Origin of the sequence: Flavobacterium microcysteis (assembly GCF_006385255.1) — a bacterium.
GTDB classification, from domain to species: Bacteria; Bacteroidota; Bacteroidia; order Flavobacteriales; family Flavobacteriaceae; genus Flavobacterium; species Flavobacterium microcysteis.
Genome location: NZ_VFJE01000056.1, coordinates 657,559 through 673,434, shown reverse-complemented (window position 1 = coordinate 673,434; position 15,876 = coordinate 657,559). Strand labels below are relative to the sequence as shown.

The following is a 15,876-nucleotide window of genomic DNA, read 5'->3' as shown; positions in this document are numbered from 1 at the left end:
TGTTAAATCGTAACGTTTCCTCCAAAGACAAAAGTAGCAGGTCCTTTCAAGAACACATCAGTATATTTTCCATCTTTAGGAACGAAAGAAACTTCCAGTTTTCCGCCTTCGACATTCAATTGGATTTTGTCAGAAGCTGTTTTGCCTAAAGCGTGCATTGCAATGGCAACCGCCGTTGCACCGGTTCCGCAGGAAAGTGTTTCATCTTCTACGCCTCTTTCATAAGTACGTAGTGAAAAAGTATCAGCCGATTCCTGGTTTACAAAATTCACATTGCTTCCCCCCTGTCCGTACAATTCACCATATCGGATGGCAGCACCTTTTCCTTTTACATCAAAATGCTCCAAATCGTTTACCAGTTCAACATGATGCGGCGAACCCGTATCTAAAAACACATAACCCTCTTTTAGTTGCACCTCATCTACATCTTTCATCTGCAATGAGACTATTCCGTTTTCAGAAATAGTAGCATGATGCAGACCATCTGTAGCAATAAAGATGGTTTTATCATTAATAATTCCGAGACTCTTTGCAAAAGCAACCAGACAGCGCCCGCCGTTTCCACACATAGAACTTTCATTCCCATCTGAATTATAATAGACCATTCTGAAATCTGTCGAATTGTCATTTTCAAGTAAAATCAGTCCATCTGCGCCAATTCCGAAACGCCTGTCACAAAGACTTTCTACCAATTGGGTATTGCTTTTAGAAAATAATCCCTGACGATTGTCAATCATGATGAAATCGTTTCCGGTTCCTTGATATTTATAGAAGTTGAGTTGCATTTTCCGTTTGTTTGTTTTAACCCTGGCAGGGTGTTGCACACCCTGTCAGGGTACGAAATTAATCAGAACAAAAGTAGGAATATTTAATGAAATGTTAATCATTGTTAACCAGTAGTTAAACTTAAAATCATGGCACAATTTTCAATATATATTTACGATTAAATAACTTAATTACAACTACTATGAAACGATTTTCCGGTTTATTCTTAGTGTCCTTATTAAGTGGCGCAACCACTTTGGGCGCTTACAAGCTGTTCATTGAAAATGACGGCTTATTTTCTAACAACACAAAATCAATTGTGACAACTGCCCCCGTAAATTATACGAAAAACGTGGGATTGGGAGCAGAAGCAGTTGATTTTACAACTGCTGCTGACAATGCGGTACATACCGTAGTCCATGTCAAGAATCTTTCTTACAGAACCGTCAGCAATCCGATGCTTGAATATTTTTACGGCTACAAAGGCGGCCAGCAGCAAGCACAGGTAGGTACCGGTTCTGGGGTGATTATTTCTGAAGACGGATATATTGTGACCAACAATCACGTAATTCAGGATGCATCTGAACTAGAAGTAACCTTAAACAACAAAGAAACTTATAAGGCGAAACTGGTTGGAACAGATTCCAAAATGGATATCGCTTTATTGAAAATCGATACCGATAAAAAACTTCCTTATGCTGTTTTTGGAGATTCAGACAATGTAAAAGTAGGCGAATGGGTGCTTGCAGTAGGAAATCCGTATAACCTTACTTCTACCGTAACCGCAGGAATCATATCGGCTAAAGCCAGAAATTTGGATCAAAAAGGAATCCAGTCTTTTATTCAAACCGATGCGGCCGTAAACCCAGGAAATAGCGGTGGTGCGCTGGTAAATACCAAAGGTCAACTGATTGGAATTAACACCATGATTTCTTCTATGACGGGTTCTTATGTAGGCTATTCATTTGCTGTTCCATCCAATATTACCCGAAAAATCATTGAGGATATTATGGAATATGGAAATGTCCAAAGAGGAATCTTTGGCGTGGAAGGCTATGAATTGAACAGCAACATGACAAAAGACATGAAACTTTCTACATCACAAGGCTTCTATGTCAAGAAAGTTGACAAAAATTCTGGCGCAGCCAAAGCGGGAATCCAGCAAGGTGATGTCATTATAAAACTAGACAATACTAACATTTCAAGTTTTGTTGACATATCAAGCTATGTAAATACTAAGCGTCCGAATGATGTTGTAAAAACAACATTCATCCGAAATGGCAAAGCAATGGAAGTTCCGGTAACCATAACTAAAAATGAATTTGTCAATGCCGAACTAAACGGGATTATTTTTGAAAACCTAGATGCTTCTGATAAAAAACGCTTTCATATCGACTATGGAGTAAAAGTCAAAGACATCACCAACCAAAGTTTTATGCGTTACTATAATGCCTTGAAAGGAAATATCCTTATAGCCGTTAATGACGCGAAGGCTACAGATACTGAAACAGTTGCAAACATTCTCAATGAGAAAATAGCTAACGAATCTATGGTCGAACTGACAATGATTAATAAACGAGGTGAGTTAGTTAAATTTTTCGTTGAAGTAAAATAATTCCGACATGCTAGTATCTTAACATCTATGCATGCTAGAAACTATTTAATACAAAAGCCAGTTTTATGACTGGCTTTTTTTATGTAAATTTTTTAATAAAATGCTTTACGAAAACGTTTGAAATCTATACTTTTGCGCCATCAAAATATGCACAACACACTAAACTACATTTTTTTACATTATGACAAAGACCGCACTATACGAAAAAGAGCTTTCTTTTCAGGCAGACAGAAGAAGAGCTGGCGTAGAATTCATTAAAATCATTAGTGATTTATGGTATGACAAATCTATCGAATTGGTTCTTTTCAAAAATCAGCTGATCAACACCAATGTAAGCGATATTATCAATCTTCACGAATATGCCGGAGAATTTGTTGGAAAGCCGATTAATGTTTTTGATTCTGTCGAAATCGCTCGTGCTATCTTATCTTTAGACCTTCCTCCTGCAAAACTGGATATCGGAAAACTAACTTACGAATACCACCTGGAGGACGATAAATACAATGATGCAAAGGCTTTTGTTATTGACAAATTGAAAAATGCAAAAGATTTTCCAAATAACAAGCCAAAAGATGTTGTATTGTACGGTTTTGGGCGTATTGGAAGATTACTAGCCCGCGAATTGATGTCTAAGACAGGAAAAGGAACACAATTGCGATTGAGAGCTATTGTTGTCCGTGAAAAAAATGATGCAACAAGCTTAGAGAAAAGAGCTTCTCTTTTGAGATACGACTCTATACATGGCGACTTCCAAGGTTCTGTTTCTGCTGATCCGGAAAACAATTCCCTAATCATCAACGGAACTACAGTTCACGTTATTACAGCAGGAAGCCCAGAAGAAATCGACTATACAACTTACGGAATTTCTGATGCTTTGGTAATCGACAATACCGGAGCTTTCACAACACAAGAAGCTTTGGCAAGACACCTAAAATCAAACGGAGTTGATAAAGTTTTACTTACTGCTCCTGGTAAAGGTGTTCCAAACATCGTTCATGGTGTTAACCACAACGAATACAGTCCAGACGAAGTAAATATCTTCTCTGCTGCATCTTGTACTACAAATGCTATTACTCCTATCCTAAAAGCAGTTGAAGATACTTTGGGTGTTGTAAAAGGACATTTGGAAACTATCCACGCTTATACAAACGACCAGAACTTAGTTGATAACATGCACAAAAAATACCGTCGTGGTAGAGCTGCTGCATTAAACATGGTTATCACTGAAACTGGCGCCGGCAGTGCTGTTGCTAAAGCATTGCCTAGCCTAGCTGGAAAACTGACTTCAAATGCTATCCGTGTTCCTGTACCAAACGGTTCACTTGTAGTATTAAATCTGGAAGTTAACAAAGAAACATCTGTTGAAGAAATCAACAATATCATGAAGCATTATGCTTTGGAAGGTGAACTTGTTGAACAGATTAAATATTCGCTTAACAACGAACTTGTTTCATCCGATATCGTAGGAACTTCTGCTCCGTCAATTTATGACAGTAATGCAACCATAGTTTCTGCCGATGGAAAAAATATCGTATTATACATCTGGTATGATAACGAATATGGCTATAGCCATCAGGTAATTCGCTTAGCGAAGTACATCTCTAAAGTAAGAAGATATTCTTACTATTAGTAGTTTTTTGAATTTTAATTTTGGTAAAAAATCCGTCATAGCAATAAGGCGGATTTTTTTTATTCATATAATTCACAAAATGAAACTTTTAAAATATTAACATTCACATTTTGCGATTTAATATATAGTTTCATAACTTTGAGAGTACCCAAATCTAAAATGTTATGAAATCAATCCTACTCCATCTAATGATGCTATTGCCTGTACTTGGATTTGCCCAAGTGGGAATAGGCACAACAGATCCGACTGCGATGTTGGATGTCAATGGTAATTTCAGATTACGAAGCACCACGAGTAATACTCGGGCTACTGCCGCAAAAGACTCTATCCTAGTAGTAGATGCTCTAGGGAATGCACAAAGAATTTCGTCAAAAAGCGTTATCGAAAGCCATTTGAAGACTTTCATCAAAGGAGGATTTGCCTCGGGCAGTCCAGCATTAATTAACATCAGTATTTTAGCTAATGCGTATACAACAATACCTTTCAATACGATTGAATTTGATACCAATAGCGAATACAATACAACAACAAATACCTTCACTGCAAAACAGCCCGGAATCTACTCCATATATGCTGCTATCAAAGCAAACCCAGGTCTTCTAGCTGCCGGAGATTTTGGTCTGGCCGTATTTAAAAATGGTGTCCTCAATGTAAGAGAAAGCTATATGAATGTGCAGCTTTTGGGCATAAACATCAATCCTCCAAACAGGTCCATCCAAACCCTGATGCAATTAAATACGGGCGACACAGTGACCTTCAGAGGCTATAGCGGAGGAGTTCTTACCGTAGGGATATTAAGTGGTGGTGAAGAATCTTATTTTACTATTCATCAAGTGAGATAAATAGCTAAATTTGTGAAGCAATGATTTTTAAACTTTACAAATGCATCCAGAACACAACTACAAATTAATAGTCCGCTGGACCGGAAATAAAGGTACCGGTACTTCAAGCTATAGAGCTTACGAAAGAAGCCACATAATTCTTATCGACAACAAAGTCGAGATAAAAGGTTCCTCTGATCCTGTTTTTCACGGTGATAAAACCGTTCATAATCCGGAAGACCTTTTACTGGCTTCATTATCTGCCTGCCATATGATGTCTTATCTGCATGTATGTGTTATGGCTGGAATAGTCGTGACTGATTATGAAGATCATGCCACAGGAAAAATGACGGTTAACGATGATGGATCCGGACATTTTACAGAAGTTACTTTAAATCCAATCGTAACAGTGAGCGATTCTTCCATGTTGGAAAAAGCTAATGAGCTGCACAAAAAAGCCAATCAGCTTTGCTTTATTGCCAATTCGGTCAACTTTCCTGTGAAACACATTCCTCAGAGCAAAATTTAAACAGTATATGGGTAGGCTCCTGAAACATTATGTTCAAACAATTACGCTCGTATTCTTTTTTATTACGCAAGTCACTGCACAAAATGACAATTACGATTCGCTAATTGCCCAAGCCGGATTATTCCACCTCCAAAAAGATTATAAAAATGCAATTGCTTCTTTTGAAAAGGCCTTTGCAACAAAAACACCTGATGCCCTAAATTTATATAAAGCCGCTGGGGTTTATTCTTTAGACAATAACCAGAAAAAAGCATTCGAATACCTAAATCTTGCTATAGACAATGGCTGGACGGAAGCCGACTGGCTCGCATTTGATCCTTATTTCGATTATCTAAGACAATCGTTTCCCGAAGAATGGCAGAAAACAGAAAACAAGGCCTATAACAAAGAACTCGAGTATCAAAAAAATTTAAAGTTTCCCGAATTGCGAAAGCAAATCAACCTGATGACCCTAAACGACCAGAAACTTCGGTATAAAAGGGCACAAGCAAAAAATGCAGACGAAATAAGAGAACTGGACCAGGCAATTAACAGCTCTGATTCCAAAAACATAGAAGATTCAAAAGCTATTATTGCTAAATATGGCTGGCCAAAAATATCGGAGATAGGTAAAGATGGCCAAAACAATTTATGGCTGGCTGTACAGCATGCCGATCAGGATGTAGCTTTTCAAAGACAAGCATTGGCAGCGATGGAAAAGCTTTTTAAGACAAATGAAATCAGCTTAGAACATTATGCTTTTCTTTATGACAGAATACAATGTAATTTAAACTACAAACAGCTCTACGGAACGCAAGTAGTCTGGACCCAAAACGGGCAGGCATCAGGCTTTCGCCCTATTTTAAAAGAAGACAAAGCAGACGAACGGAGAAACAAGATCGGATTACAGCCTTTGTCAGTTTATTCTAAAACCTATGGCTTTACCTATACAAGTAAAACCAAAGAGGAAGCAAAACAGAATGACAAAGCTGATTTAGAGTATACTAAAAAACTTATCGATAGTGCAAAAATCGCCTACCACGAAAAGCAATTCCAAAAAGTCTATGATTACTACAATACGGCCTCTACAGTTATGGGCGGTATGAACGAAGCAGAAAATTATGAAGCAGCCACACTATTTGCATCGATTTTTAACACTACAGGCGAAGAACAATACCGAAGCATTTCTTTAGATTTCCTTTCCTTGCTTCATCTAAGAGGAACATTGCCTTTTAAAAAATTAAAGCATGACCAAACATTTGTAAAATTCCATCAAGAAGATCGATGGGTAGCTATTATAAAAAACTACTAATCGTTTATTATGGCAAAATCAAAACGTAACGAAAAAGAACTGGTCACAGAATATATGCAAAAACTAACTTGATCCTTCGCTTGCCGAACAGATAGAAAAATAAAAAACTCCCGATAAATCGGGAGTTTTTTTATATAAAGATAAACTTAGAATTAAGCTTTTCCTGCAGCAGCAATTAGGTTTAGTGCAGAACCTGCAACAAACCATCCAATCTGACCTGCATTATAAGTATGGTTAACTAAGATTGTTTCAGTTGTTCCATTATCGTGGAAAATCTCAATAGTAAGTGGTTTTCCTGGAGCAAACTCTTTCAAGTCTACAAAGTTGAAAGTATCATTTTCCTGGATTTTATCATAATCTGCTTCATTAGCAAAAGTAAGCGCTAACATACCTTGTTTTTTCAAGTTAGTTTCGTGGATACGTGCAAATGATTTCACCAACACAGCTCTTACTCCAAGGAAACGTGGTTCCATTGCAGCATGCTCACGAGAAGAACCTTCTCCATAGTTATGGTCACCCACAACAATAGTAGGAACTCCAGCCGCTTTGTATTCTCTTTGAACCGCAGGAACTGAATCGTATTTTCCATTCAATTGGTTCTTTACAGAATTTGTTTTTTGGTTAAAAGCATTCACCGCACCAATAAGCATATTGTTTGAAATATTGTCTAAGTGTCCACGGAAACGCAACCAAGGTCCTGCCATAGAAATATGGTCTGTCGTACATTTTCCGAAAGCTTTGATTAGCAATTTAGCACCCATGATATTTTCACCATTCCATGGTTCAAACGGAGCTAATAATTGCAATCTTTCTGATGTTGGGCTTACGATAACCTGAACTCCTGATCCATCTTCTGATGGTGCCTGGAAACCTGGATCTTCTGCATCAAATCCTTTTGGAGGCAATTCGTTTCCTGTAGGCTCATCTAGCATTACTTCCTGACCGTCTTCGTTGATTAATTTGTCAGTAATAGGGTTGAATCCTAAATCACCGGCAATAGCCAAAGCTGTTACCAATTCCGGAGAACCTACGAAAGCCAAAGTATTTGGGTTACCGTCAGCACGTTTTGAGAAGTTACGGTTGAAAGAGTGAACGATAGTGTTTCTTTCTTCTTTTTCAGCTCCTTCTCTATCCCACATTCCGATACATGGTCCGCAAGCGTTAGCAAATACAGTCGCACCGATTTTATCAAATGTATCGATAAAACCATCTCTTTCGATTGTGTAGCGAACCACTTCAGAACCTGGAGTGATGGTAAATTGTGCTTTAGTTTTTAAATTTTTATCAGCTACTTGTTTAGCCAAAGAAGCAGCACGTGAAATATCTTCGTAAGAAGAGTTCGTACAAGAACCAATCAGACCTACCTGGATTTCTAAAGGCCAGTTGTTTTTGATAGCCTCTTCTTTCATCTTAGAAATTGGCGTAGCCAAATCCGGAGTGAAAGGACCATTCAAATGTGGTTCTAATTCAGAAAGGTTGATTTCGATTACCTGATCAAAATATTGTTCTGGGTTAGCATATACCTCAGCATCACCTGTAAGATATGGTGCCACTTTATCAGCAGCTTCAGCAACATCAGCTCTTCCTGTAGAAATCAGGTAGCGACGCATTGAATCATCATAACCAAAAGTTGAAGTTGTAGCTCCGATTTCAGCTCCCATGTTACAAATTGTACCTTTTCCTGTACAAGACATAGCAGTTGCACCTTCTCCGAAATATTCAACAATAGCTCCGGTTCCTCCTTTTACAGTAAGAATTCCAGCTACTTTTAGGATTACGTCTTTTGGAGCAGTCCATCCAGACAATTTCCCTGTCAATTTAACACCAATCAGTTTTGGAAATTTCAATTCCCAAGCCATACCCGACATTACATCTACGGCATCAGCACCACCAACACCAATAGCAAGCATTCCTAAACCACCCGCATTAACCGTGTGAGAATCCGTACCAATCATCATACCTCCTGGGAAAGCATAATTTTCAAGAACTACCTGGTGAATAATACCAGCTCCCGGTTTCCAGAAACCAATTCCGTATTTGTCAGAAACTGAAGAAAGGAAATCAAAAACTTCGTTGCTTTGTGTTTTTGCTCTAGCCAAATCAGTTGCAGCATCTACTTTTGCCTGGATCAAGTGATCACAGTGAACCGTTGTAGGAACAGCTACTTTATTTTTTCCGGCATGCATGAACTGCAACAAAGCCATCTGTGCCGTAGCATCCTGACAAGCTACTCTATCCGGAGCAAAATCAACATAATCTTTTCCTCTGGTGAAAGCCTGTGAAGGAGTTCCTTCCCAAAGGTGTGAGTATAAAATCTTTTCTGAAAGCGTTAATGGGCGACCAACCAATTGACGTGCTTTATCAACACGCTCTGCCATTGTCCCATACGCTTTTTTAATCATTTCAATATCAAAAGCCATAATCAGTAATTAGTCTATTTTATTTATATTTTAGTTTGTTTCTTTGCAATGCAAATTTACTCATTTCCCTCCATATTTGAAAGATTTTTAAAAAAAGCCGTGTTTCAAAACATTATTATTCCTAAAATCTAATTTTTAATGATTATTATTAAATTATAATTAAAAACTAATTAATTTTTTCCGTTTTTGTTAATTTAAAATCTTTTTTTTGTCAAATTCGAAATTTGTACTCCCCAAAAGAGTAGCCCATGAATTAAGAATGCTTCTAAATTACGGGCTGACGGCCGAAAAGAAGAAAAATCGACTTCGTAAAATTGCTATTTTTTTGATTTTTCTCTCAAGTCCATCATTGGCTTTTCATACCAAACATAGAGTGCATAACTTAGGATAATTGTGAGCAGTAAATAAGTAAAAGTAAAGACATGTTTTTGCAACATTGAATACTCTTCGACCGGTATAAAATACTTCATCAATTGCAGGATTACGCTGTAATGCAAAAGGTATATCGAATATGAAATCAGGCTTATAAAAACAACAGGGCTTTTTAGCATTGACCTCTCTGATTTCCAGCCAGATAAAAACGGAAGGAATAAGGAAATAGAGATAGAAACTATGGGAAGATAGGCAACATAAAGAAACCTATTTTGTCCTTCCGGAGTGAAACCTATTTTACCTATTCCGAAAGCGATAAACAGGAAACATAAAATACCAATTACCAGAAAAATGGATTTGTTTTTTTTCCAAAAATTAGGATATCGGCAATACATCCAACTTGCCAATACTCCATAAAAAATAGCGTCAAGACGGTAAATCACCACAGCTTTTAAAGATACATTCCAAATATCCAAGTTGGTTAGAAGCGTGTTTTGGTAGCAAATGATTTTTGCCAATAATGAAACCATTATCAAAAGCACTAGAAGTATCACAAAGAATCTTGATTTGTTTTTAGGCTTTGCAAAAAAACCTGCCAACACTAAGAGCAAAGGCAAGACTACATAAGCCCATTCTTCAACTGAAAGACTCCAGGACTCAGGAAAGAACGCTGGCATGGCTCTATCAAAATTCTGAACAAAAAAGAAGTACTTCCACAACGATTCGATTTTGTAACCGATAATAGCTGCTATGAGTATATTAATTAGCAGAATCAGAAAATAATTAGGAAGTGTCCTGAACCATCTTCTTTTTAGAAAATTCCTGACATGCGAAAAGTAAAAGTCCTCTTTGAGATAGGATTGCAGAAGAATTTTTCCGATAAGAAAACCGCTAAGGACAAAGAAAATTTCAACGCCCAAAAAGCCAAACAATTTTAAAAGCTGCGCAATAAAGCTGTTGCTTTCAGGATAAATCCAAAGACAATGCGAGCTTAATACCATAAGTATGGCTACGGCTCTCATGAGATCTAAACCGAAAATGCGGTGCGGATTGTGTAATTGTTGCTTTAGCAATGTGTCTGTATTTCTTTCAAATATAGAAATACAAATCGTGAATAGCTTCTACGGAATGTAAATTTTACAGTGCTTACATTAATTTCTGGATAATCATTTCTTCCGAAATTCCTTCTGCATCTGCTTTGTAATTTTTGATAATCCTGTGACGAAGAATACTAGTTGCAACTGCTTTCACATCTTCAATATCCGGAGAAAACTTTCCGTTAAAAGCAGCGTGAGCTTTTGCAGCCAATATTAGGTTTTGAGACGCTCTTGGCCCTGCTCCCCAATCCAGGTAGTTTTTCACATAATCATTTGACAGTGAATTATCCGGACGGGTTTTGCTTACCAGTGTTACTGCATATTCAATAACATTATCTGCTACAGGAATACGACGAATCAGGTGTTGGAAATCGATGATTTCTTGTGCTGTGAAAAGCGGGTTTATTTTTTCTGTCTGATCTGTAGTAGTACTTTTTACGACCTGTACTTCTTCAGAAAATGACGGATAGTCTAATTTTATGGCAAACATAAAACGGTCAAGCTGTGCTTCCGGAAGCGGATAGGTTCCTTCCTGCTCAATTGGGTTTTGAGTTGCCAGTACAAAATACGGCAACGACAATTTATAATGCTGTCCGGCAATAGTTACCGCTCTTTCCTGCATGGCTTCAAGAAGTGCTGCCTGCGTTTTAGGCGGTGTCCTGTTAATCTCATCCGCCAAAATGATGTTTGAGAAAATAGGTCCTTTTATAAATTTGAACTGACGGTTTTCATCGAGAATTTCACTTCCAAGAATATCCGAAGGCATCAAATCTGGCGTAAACTGAATACGTTTGAAATCCAAACCAAGAGCCTGAGAAATCGTATTGACCATTAAAGTCTTTGCTAATCCAGGAACTCCAACCAAAAGGGCGTGCCCTCCGGAAAAAATGCTCAGCAAGATTTGGTCTACTACTACTTCCTGCCCTACAATTATTTTTGAGATTTCCTTTTTTAGCTCTATTCTTTTCTGAACCAGATTCTGTATTGCAGCAACGTCTGACATTCTATAATTGTTTGGTTATTAAAATTTCGATTTGATTAAATGTATCGGATTACTTCTTAAGCCAGTTGTTTACAAAAGTGCAATCTCTGTATTCTCCATTAATCTTAATGTAAGTTTCTTTGATTTTTTCTTCTGTCCATTTGCTGATAGCTTTGATCTGTTTTTCTTTTAAAGCCAAATCTTTGATTTTCAAATAATCTTGTGCATAATCAGCAGTGTGAGCATCATAACGTTTTGTAACAGTAATCAATTTGTAGGTTTTGCGTCCTATTCTGTCTTCGTCAACGATTGGTTGTGATACTTGGCCTTCACCAAGATCTGAAACCTGTACATATAATGACGGATCCATTTTAGTCAAATCAAAACGAGGATCAAGTGATTGAGGATTGATCAATACTCCACCATTTGCTCTTGTTTCTTTCTCATCAGAAGAGTTTCTGGCAGCTTCAGCAAATGAAATATCGCCATTAACAATCTTATTTCTCACTCCAACAATTTTGTCTTTTGCTTCTTGCATTGCTTCTTCCGATATTTTCGGAATCAACAATATGTGTCTTAAATCGACATCTTGTCCACGTATTTTTTCTACCAAAATAATATGCCATCCATATTCCGTTTCAAAGGGTTCCGAAATCTGTCCTTCTTCAAGACTAAAAGCTCTTTCCTTAAATTCTTTGACCAGCATATTACTCTTTCTGTTAACACGCATGAAACCACCATTAGACTTTGTGCCTTCATCCTTACTATACAAAACCGCCTTACTGAAAAAACTTCCATTTCCGGACATTACATCGTTTCTGAATTCGTTCAGCTTGTCAATCACCTTCTGCCTTTCTTCTTTAGTAACTACCGGATTAACCACAATTTGAGATACTTCGATTTCTGCTCCAATCTGTGGCAAATCTTCTTTTGGGAATTTTTTAAAGAATGTCCTTACTTCTTCCGGAGTGATTTCAACATTTTCGATGATTTTATTTCTCATTCCAGAGGTTAGCTTACCCATTTTCAAGATATCAAAAAAGTAGGTTCTGAACTCTTCTTCGTTTGGTCTGTTATAGATTTTAAGTAATTTTTCCATCGAGCCAGCACGTTCTACGAAAGCATCGATTCTTTCCTCCATCATACTGTTGATTTCGGCATCGGTCACAACAATACTATCTTGAACTGCCTGATGCGCATATAATTTATCTTCCAGCAATTTACCAAGCAACTGACATCTTGTAATATCTTTTGTTGGATTACCCTGGTTTGCAATTTCAATATATGCAATATCAATATCAGAATCCAAAATCACATAATCACCTACAACGGCAATTACTCCGTCTATTTTCTGTTTCTGACTCACAGGTTTCGGAACGACTTTCTTTACAGTATCGTTCTGAATGATTTCCTGTGCATTTGCGGCATTGAAAAATGCTGCAAAGCCAAAAATCAGGCAGGCATTCTTAATTATAGATTTCATACTTCTCATTTTTAATGGCATCATCAGTAATGTCTTTTTCAATTTTTTTTATTAATTCTAATTTTCTTTTGTTTAAAATCACCTGTTCTAATGTCGGTTTTATATACTCATATGGACTTATTTGATTTTTGTCCAGAACATTTGTGACTTTTACAAGATAAACCTCCAAAGAGTCTTGTTTTTCTATTGTCTTTCCAGCTGAAATATATTGCGGCCTGTTATCCGGTGTAATGAAAGGCAACTTTCGATATACCTGATTCATTTCTACCCAAACTGAATCGTTCAACACAAAACTTTTGAACTGCATTCCATACGTGTCCCAAAATTTCTTGTCTGATTTCCTATAGTCAAAAAACTTGCTTTTTATGGTCTGAAATTTAGGATGGTCTTTGGGCAAATTGATATAACGCAATTTCACTAAAGTTCCGTCCGTCTTGAAATTTTCTTTATTCTGCTTATAATATTCTTTTAGTTCCGCTTCAGTGATTACTGTATCTACTGTAGTTTTTACCAATTCTTCTAAATAACCTTTTGTGTAAAGATCAATTTTATACTGTCTGATCAGCTCGTTATATTCCGCCTGTTTATCAGTACTCAAATTAATCTCTGCTGCAGACATCATCAATTTTTGTGATGCCCAGCGGTCGATGAAATTCCTAACAATAACAATACTGTCTTCTTTTGATGTTCCTGGCGGCACCAGATCCTTGATTTCATCCTTAAACAAATACGAGTCATTTACTCTTGCAATTGCCTGCGGTTTTGCTTCCGGCTTAAAATAATTACATGAAGCAAGAAGCAATAGCAATCCTATGACCGCATACTTCTTCATTTATGACTTGATCTGCTTTTTCACTTTCTCAAAAGAAGGCTGGTGGATATCAACCTTAAATTCCTGCTTCAAATCGCCAACCCATTTTTCTTCAAGATATTGCTGGTAATCGTTCACGACTTTACCTTTAGCTTCTTCCAATGTTTTTGGTCCTGCCGGAAGGTGTTTGTTTATTTTTACAACAAAATAGTATTCACCCTCTTTTATAATTTCGGAAACTCCGTCTTTCTTTTCAATACCTTTTGGCAAGGCATCACTATTTTCTTCAAAAATCCCGGCATTCGACATGATCTCGACTTTACCGTTTAGGTTGAATTTTTCTTTGATGAATTCAGCCGATTTCCCTTGCTTCAATAGTTTTTGTGCCTGTTTGGCCATATCTTTTTTGGTTGAAGAAAGAACCAGAGCATCTAGTCTATTCCCCCAACGGTAATTGTTTTTTCTGGCTTCGTAAAAATTCTGTAATCCGATTGAATCTGTTTTTGCTTTTTCCCAGATTTCTTTTTCCATCAAATCAAAAAGCAGCAAACCGTCACGGTATTCTTCCATTACAGCAGCAAAATCAGGGAATTCGTTTTCAAGATTGTTATTGTACAATTCATTGACTTTTACATCAACATATTCCTGATATTTTTTGTCTACCAACTTGCTGATTGGCTTGATCGTATTTTCAGCTCTTTGTTGTGCAGCCAAATATTTAAGAAACTCTTCTCCTGAGATAGCCTTGTTATCGATTGTAACCAGGTTACCTTCAAAAGGTTTCATATTTTCTGGAAGCTTCCATTCGTTTGTATAAAATTTGTCGTTTACAGTTTTTGTAATTGCGGCAAATAGTTTGTCATTTCTTTTTACTGAATATTTCTTTTTCAGTTTTTCAGTCAATGAATTTGTAATCAGTCTTGAGCGTTCGTCTTTTCTGATTTTATTATCCAACTCCGCATGCATTTCCTGAGATGTCTTAACTGGATGCTTTTCAATCAACTTGATAATGTGCCATCCGAAATTGCTTTCTACCGGAGCTGAATAATCGTTTGGATTTTTCAACGTAAATGCGGCATCTTCAAATTCTTCAGAACTTAGCTGGCCTGAACCAAAACGGTTTAGTAAACCTCCTTTTGAAGCTGTCGACTTATCTTGAGAAAATTGTTTAGCAAGGCTTTCGAAGTTCTCGCCCTGTTGTAGTTTTTTATAAATTTCCTGAATTGTATTTTTTGCTTTTTCAGCTTCTTCAGGATTTTGGTTATTTGGCTTTAGAATCATGATATGAGCAACTGTAAGTTCTCCACGGTTGTCTCTAATGTCTTCTACTTTTATCAAATGGTAACCGAAACGGGTTCTGACAATTTTTGACACCTGACCTTTTGCAGTTTTATAGGCTGCTGATTCAAATGGGTATACCATTCTGAAAACAGAGAAATAGCCTAACTCACCTTTATTTTCCTTTGCAGAAGGGTCTTCAGAATATTTAACGGCAAGCTCTCCGAAGTTTTCTCCTTTTTGAGCTTTCTCTCTAACCTCAACAGCTTTTTTATATGCTTTTAAAGTATCTTCAGGAGAAGCATTTTCATCTACCATAAACAAGATATGGGCTGCCTTGATTTCTTTCAAAGATCTTTGATAAGCCTCTTCGATAAGTTCGTTTGTAACCTTAGAATCGGTAAGATAATTTTTTGAAAGCTGGTTTCTGTATGATTTTAACTCCGCCTGATAGGCCTGACCATTTTGAAGTCCTAGCTTATTGGCTTTATTAATTTTCAACTTGTAACCGACAAATAAATCAAGGTATTGATTCAGATCTTTTTGGGATTCGTCTTTTACCAGATCAATGTTTTTGTTATAAACCCTTGCAAATTCATCTGTATAATAAGGTTTATCATCAATTGTAAATAAAACTTCCTTATTGTTGTTTTGAGCGAAACTCGTAAAACTTGCGGAAAGCAGTACTCCGAAGAACAATTGTTTTAAGTTCATTATGTAAATTCTATAAGTTGGAATTAATTTAACGCCTGGATAGCAATCAACAAAAGTAACAATTCAAA

Annotated in this window: 12 protein-coding genes; 5 read left to right on the top strand and 7 right to left on the bottom strand. The window is 37.0% G+C overall.

What is annotated here, in order from left to right:
- Nucleotides 1–2: 2 nt before the first annotated feature.
- Nucleotides 3–785, bottom strand: coding sequence for a diaminopimelate epimerase (dapF, locus tag FJA49_RS16590; RefSeq protein WP_140002299.1), 783 nt, complete (start codon nt 783–785; stop codon nt 3–5).
- A gap of 182 nt (nt 786–967) precedes the next feature.
- Here dapF and FJA49_RS16585 point away from each other — a divergent pair, with 182 nt between their 5' ends.
- The 5 genes from FJA49_RS16585 (at nt 968) to FJA49_RS16565 (ending at nt 6,651) form a co-directional block, all read left to right on the top strand.
- A complete protein-coding gene (locus FJA49_RS16585) occupies nt 968–2,380 on the top strand; it encodes a S1C family serine protease (protein ID WP_140002297.1) in 1,413 nt (470 codons plus the stop codon).
- Nucleotides 2,381–2,561: 181 nt separating this feature from the next.
- The gene (locus FJA49_RS16580; RefSeq protein WP_140002296.1) at nt 2,562–4,010 is read left to right on the top strand and encodes a glyceraldehyde-3-phosphate dehydrogenase; all 1,449 of its coding nucleotides are present in this window, start codon (nt 2,562–2,564) and stop codon (nt 4,008–4,010) included.
- 164 nt (nt 4,011–4,174) lie between these two features.
- Nucleotides 4,175–4,852 carry a C1q-like domain-containing protein gene (locus tag FJA49_RS16575; protein ID WP_140002295.1) on the top strand — a complete coding sequence of 226 codons (678 nt, stop codon included), beginning with the start codon at nt 4,175–4,177 and terminating at the stop codon, nt 4,850–4,852.
- 40 nt (nt 4,853–4,892) lie between these two features.
- Nucleotides 4,893–5,360, top strand: a complete 468-nt coding sequence (locus FJA49_RS16570; RefSeq protein WP_140002294.1) for an OsmC family protein — start codon at nt 4,893–4,895, stop codon at nt 5,358–5,360.
- A 7-nt stretch (nt 5,361–5,367) separates the two neighbouring features.
- Entirely contained in the window at nt 5,368–6,651 is a 1,284-nt protein-coding gene (locus FJA49_RS16565; protein WP_140002293.1) for a DUF6624 domain-containing protein, read from the top strand.
- Between the two features lie 152 nt (nt 6,652–6,803).
- Here FJA49_RS16565 and FJA49_RS16560 read toward each other — a convergent pair whose 3' ends face one another.
- From FJA49_RS16560 to FJA49_RS16535, 6 genes are all read right to left on the bottom strand, one after another.
- Nucleotides 6,804–9,071: an aconitate hydratase gene (locus tag FJA49_RS16560; protein WP_140002292.1), complete on the bottom strand. Its 2,268-nt coding sequence runs from the start codon at nt 9,069–9,071 to the stop codon at nt 6,804–6,806.
- 317 nt (nt 9,072–9,388) lie between these two features.
- A complete protein-coding gene (locus FJA49_RS16555) occupies nt 9,389–10,516 on the bottom strand; it encodes an acyltransferase family protein (protein WP_140002291.1) in 1,128 nt (375 codons plus the stop codon).
- Between the two features lie 73 nt (nt 10,517–10,589).
- A complete protein-coding gene (locus FJA49_RS16550; protein WP_140002290.1) occupies nt 10,590–11,543 on the bottom strand; it encodes an AAA family ATPase in 954 nt (317 codons plus the stop codon).
- Nucleotides 11,544–11,592: 49 nt separating this feature from the next.
- Entirely contained in the window at nt 11,593–13,026 is a 1,434-nt protein-coding gene (locus FJA49_RS16545; protein WP_140003018.1) for a peptidylprolyl isomerase, read from the bottom strand.
- A complete protein-coding gene (locus FJA49_RS16540) occupies nt 12,989–13,837 on the bottom strand; it encodes a hypothetical protein (protein ID WP_140002289.1) in 849 nt (282 codons plus the stop codon). The genes FJA49_RS16545 and FJA49_RS16540 overlap by 38 nt, the downstream gene beginning before the upstream one ends.
- Nucleotides 13,838–15,808, bottom strand: a complete 1,971-nt coding sequence (locus tag FJA49_RS16535; protein WP_140002287.1) for a peptidylprolyl isomerase — start codon at nt 15,806–15,808, stop codon at nt 13,838–13,840. It lies immediately after the preceding gene.
- Between the last annotated feature and the right edge of the window lie 68 nt (nt 15,809–15,876).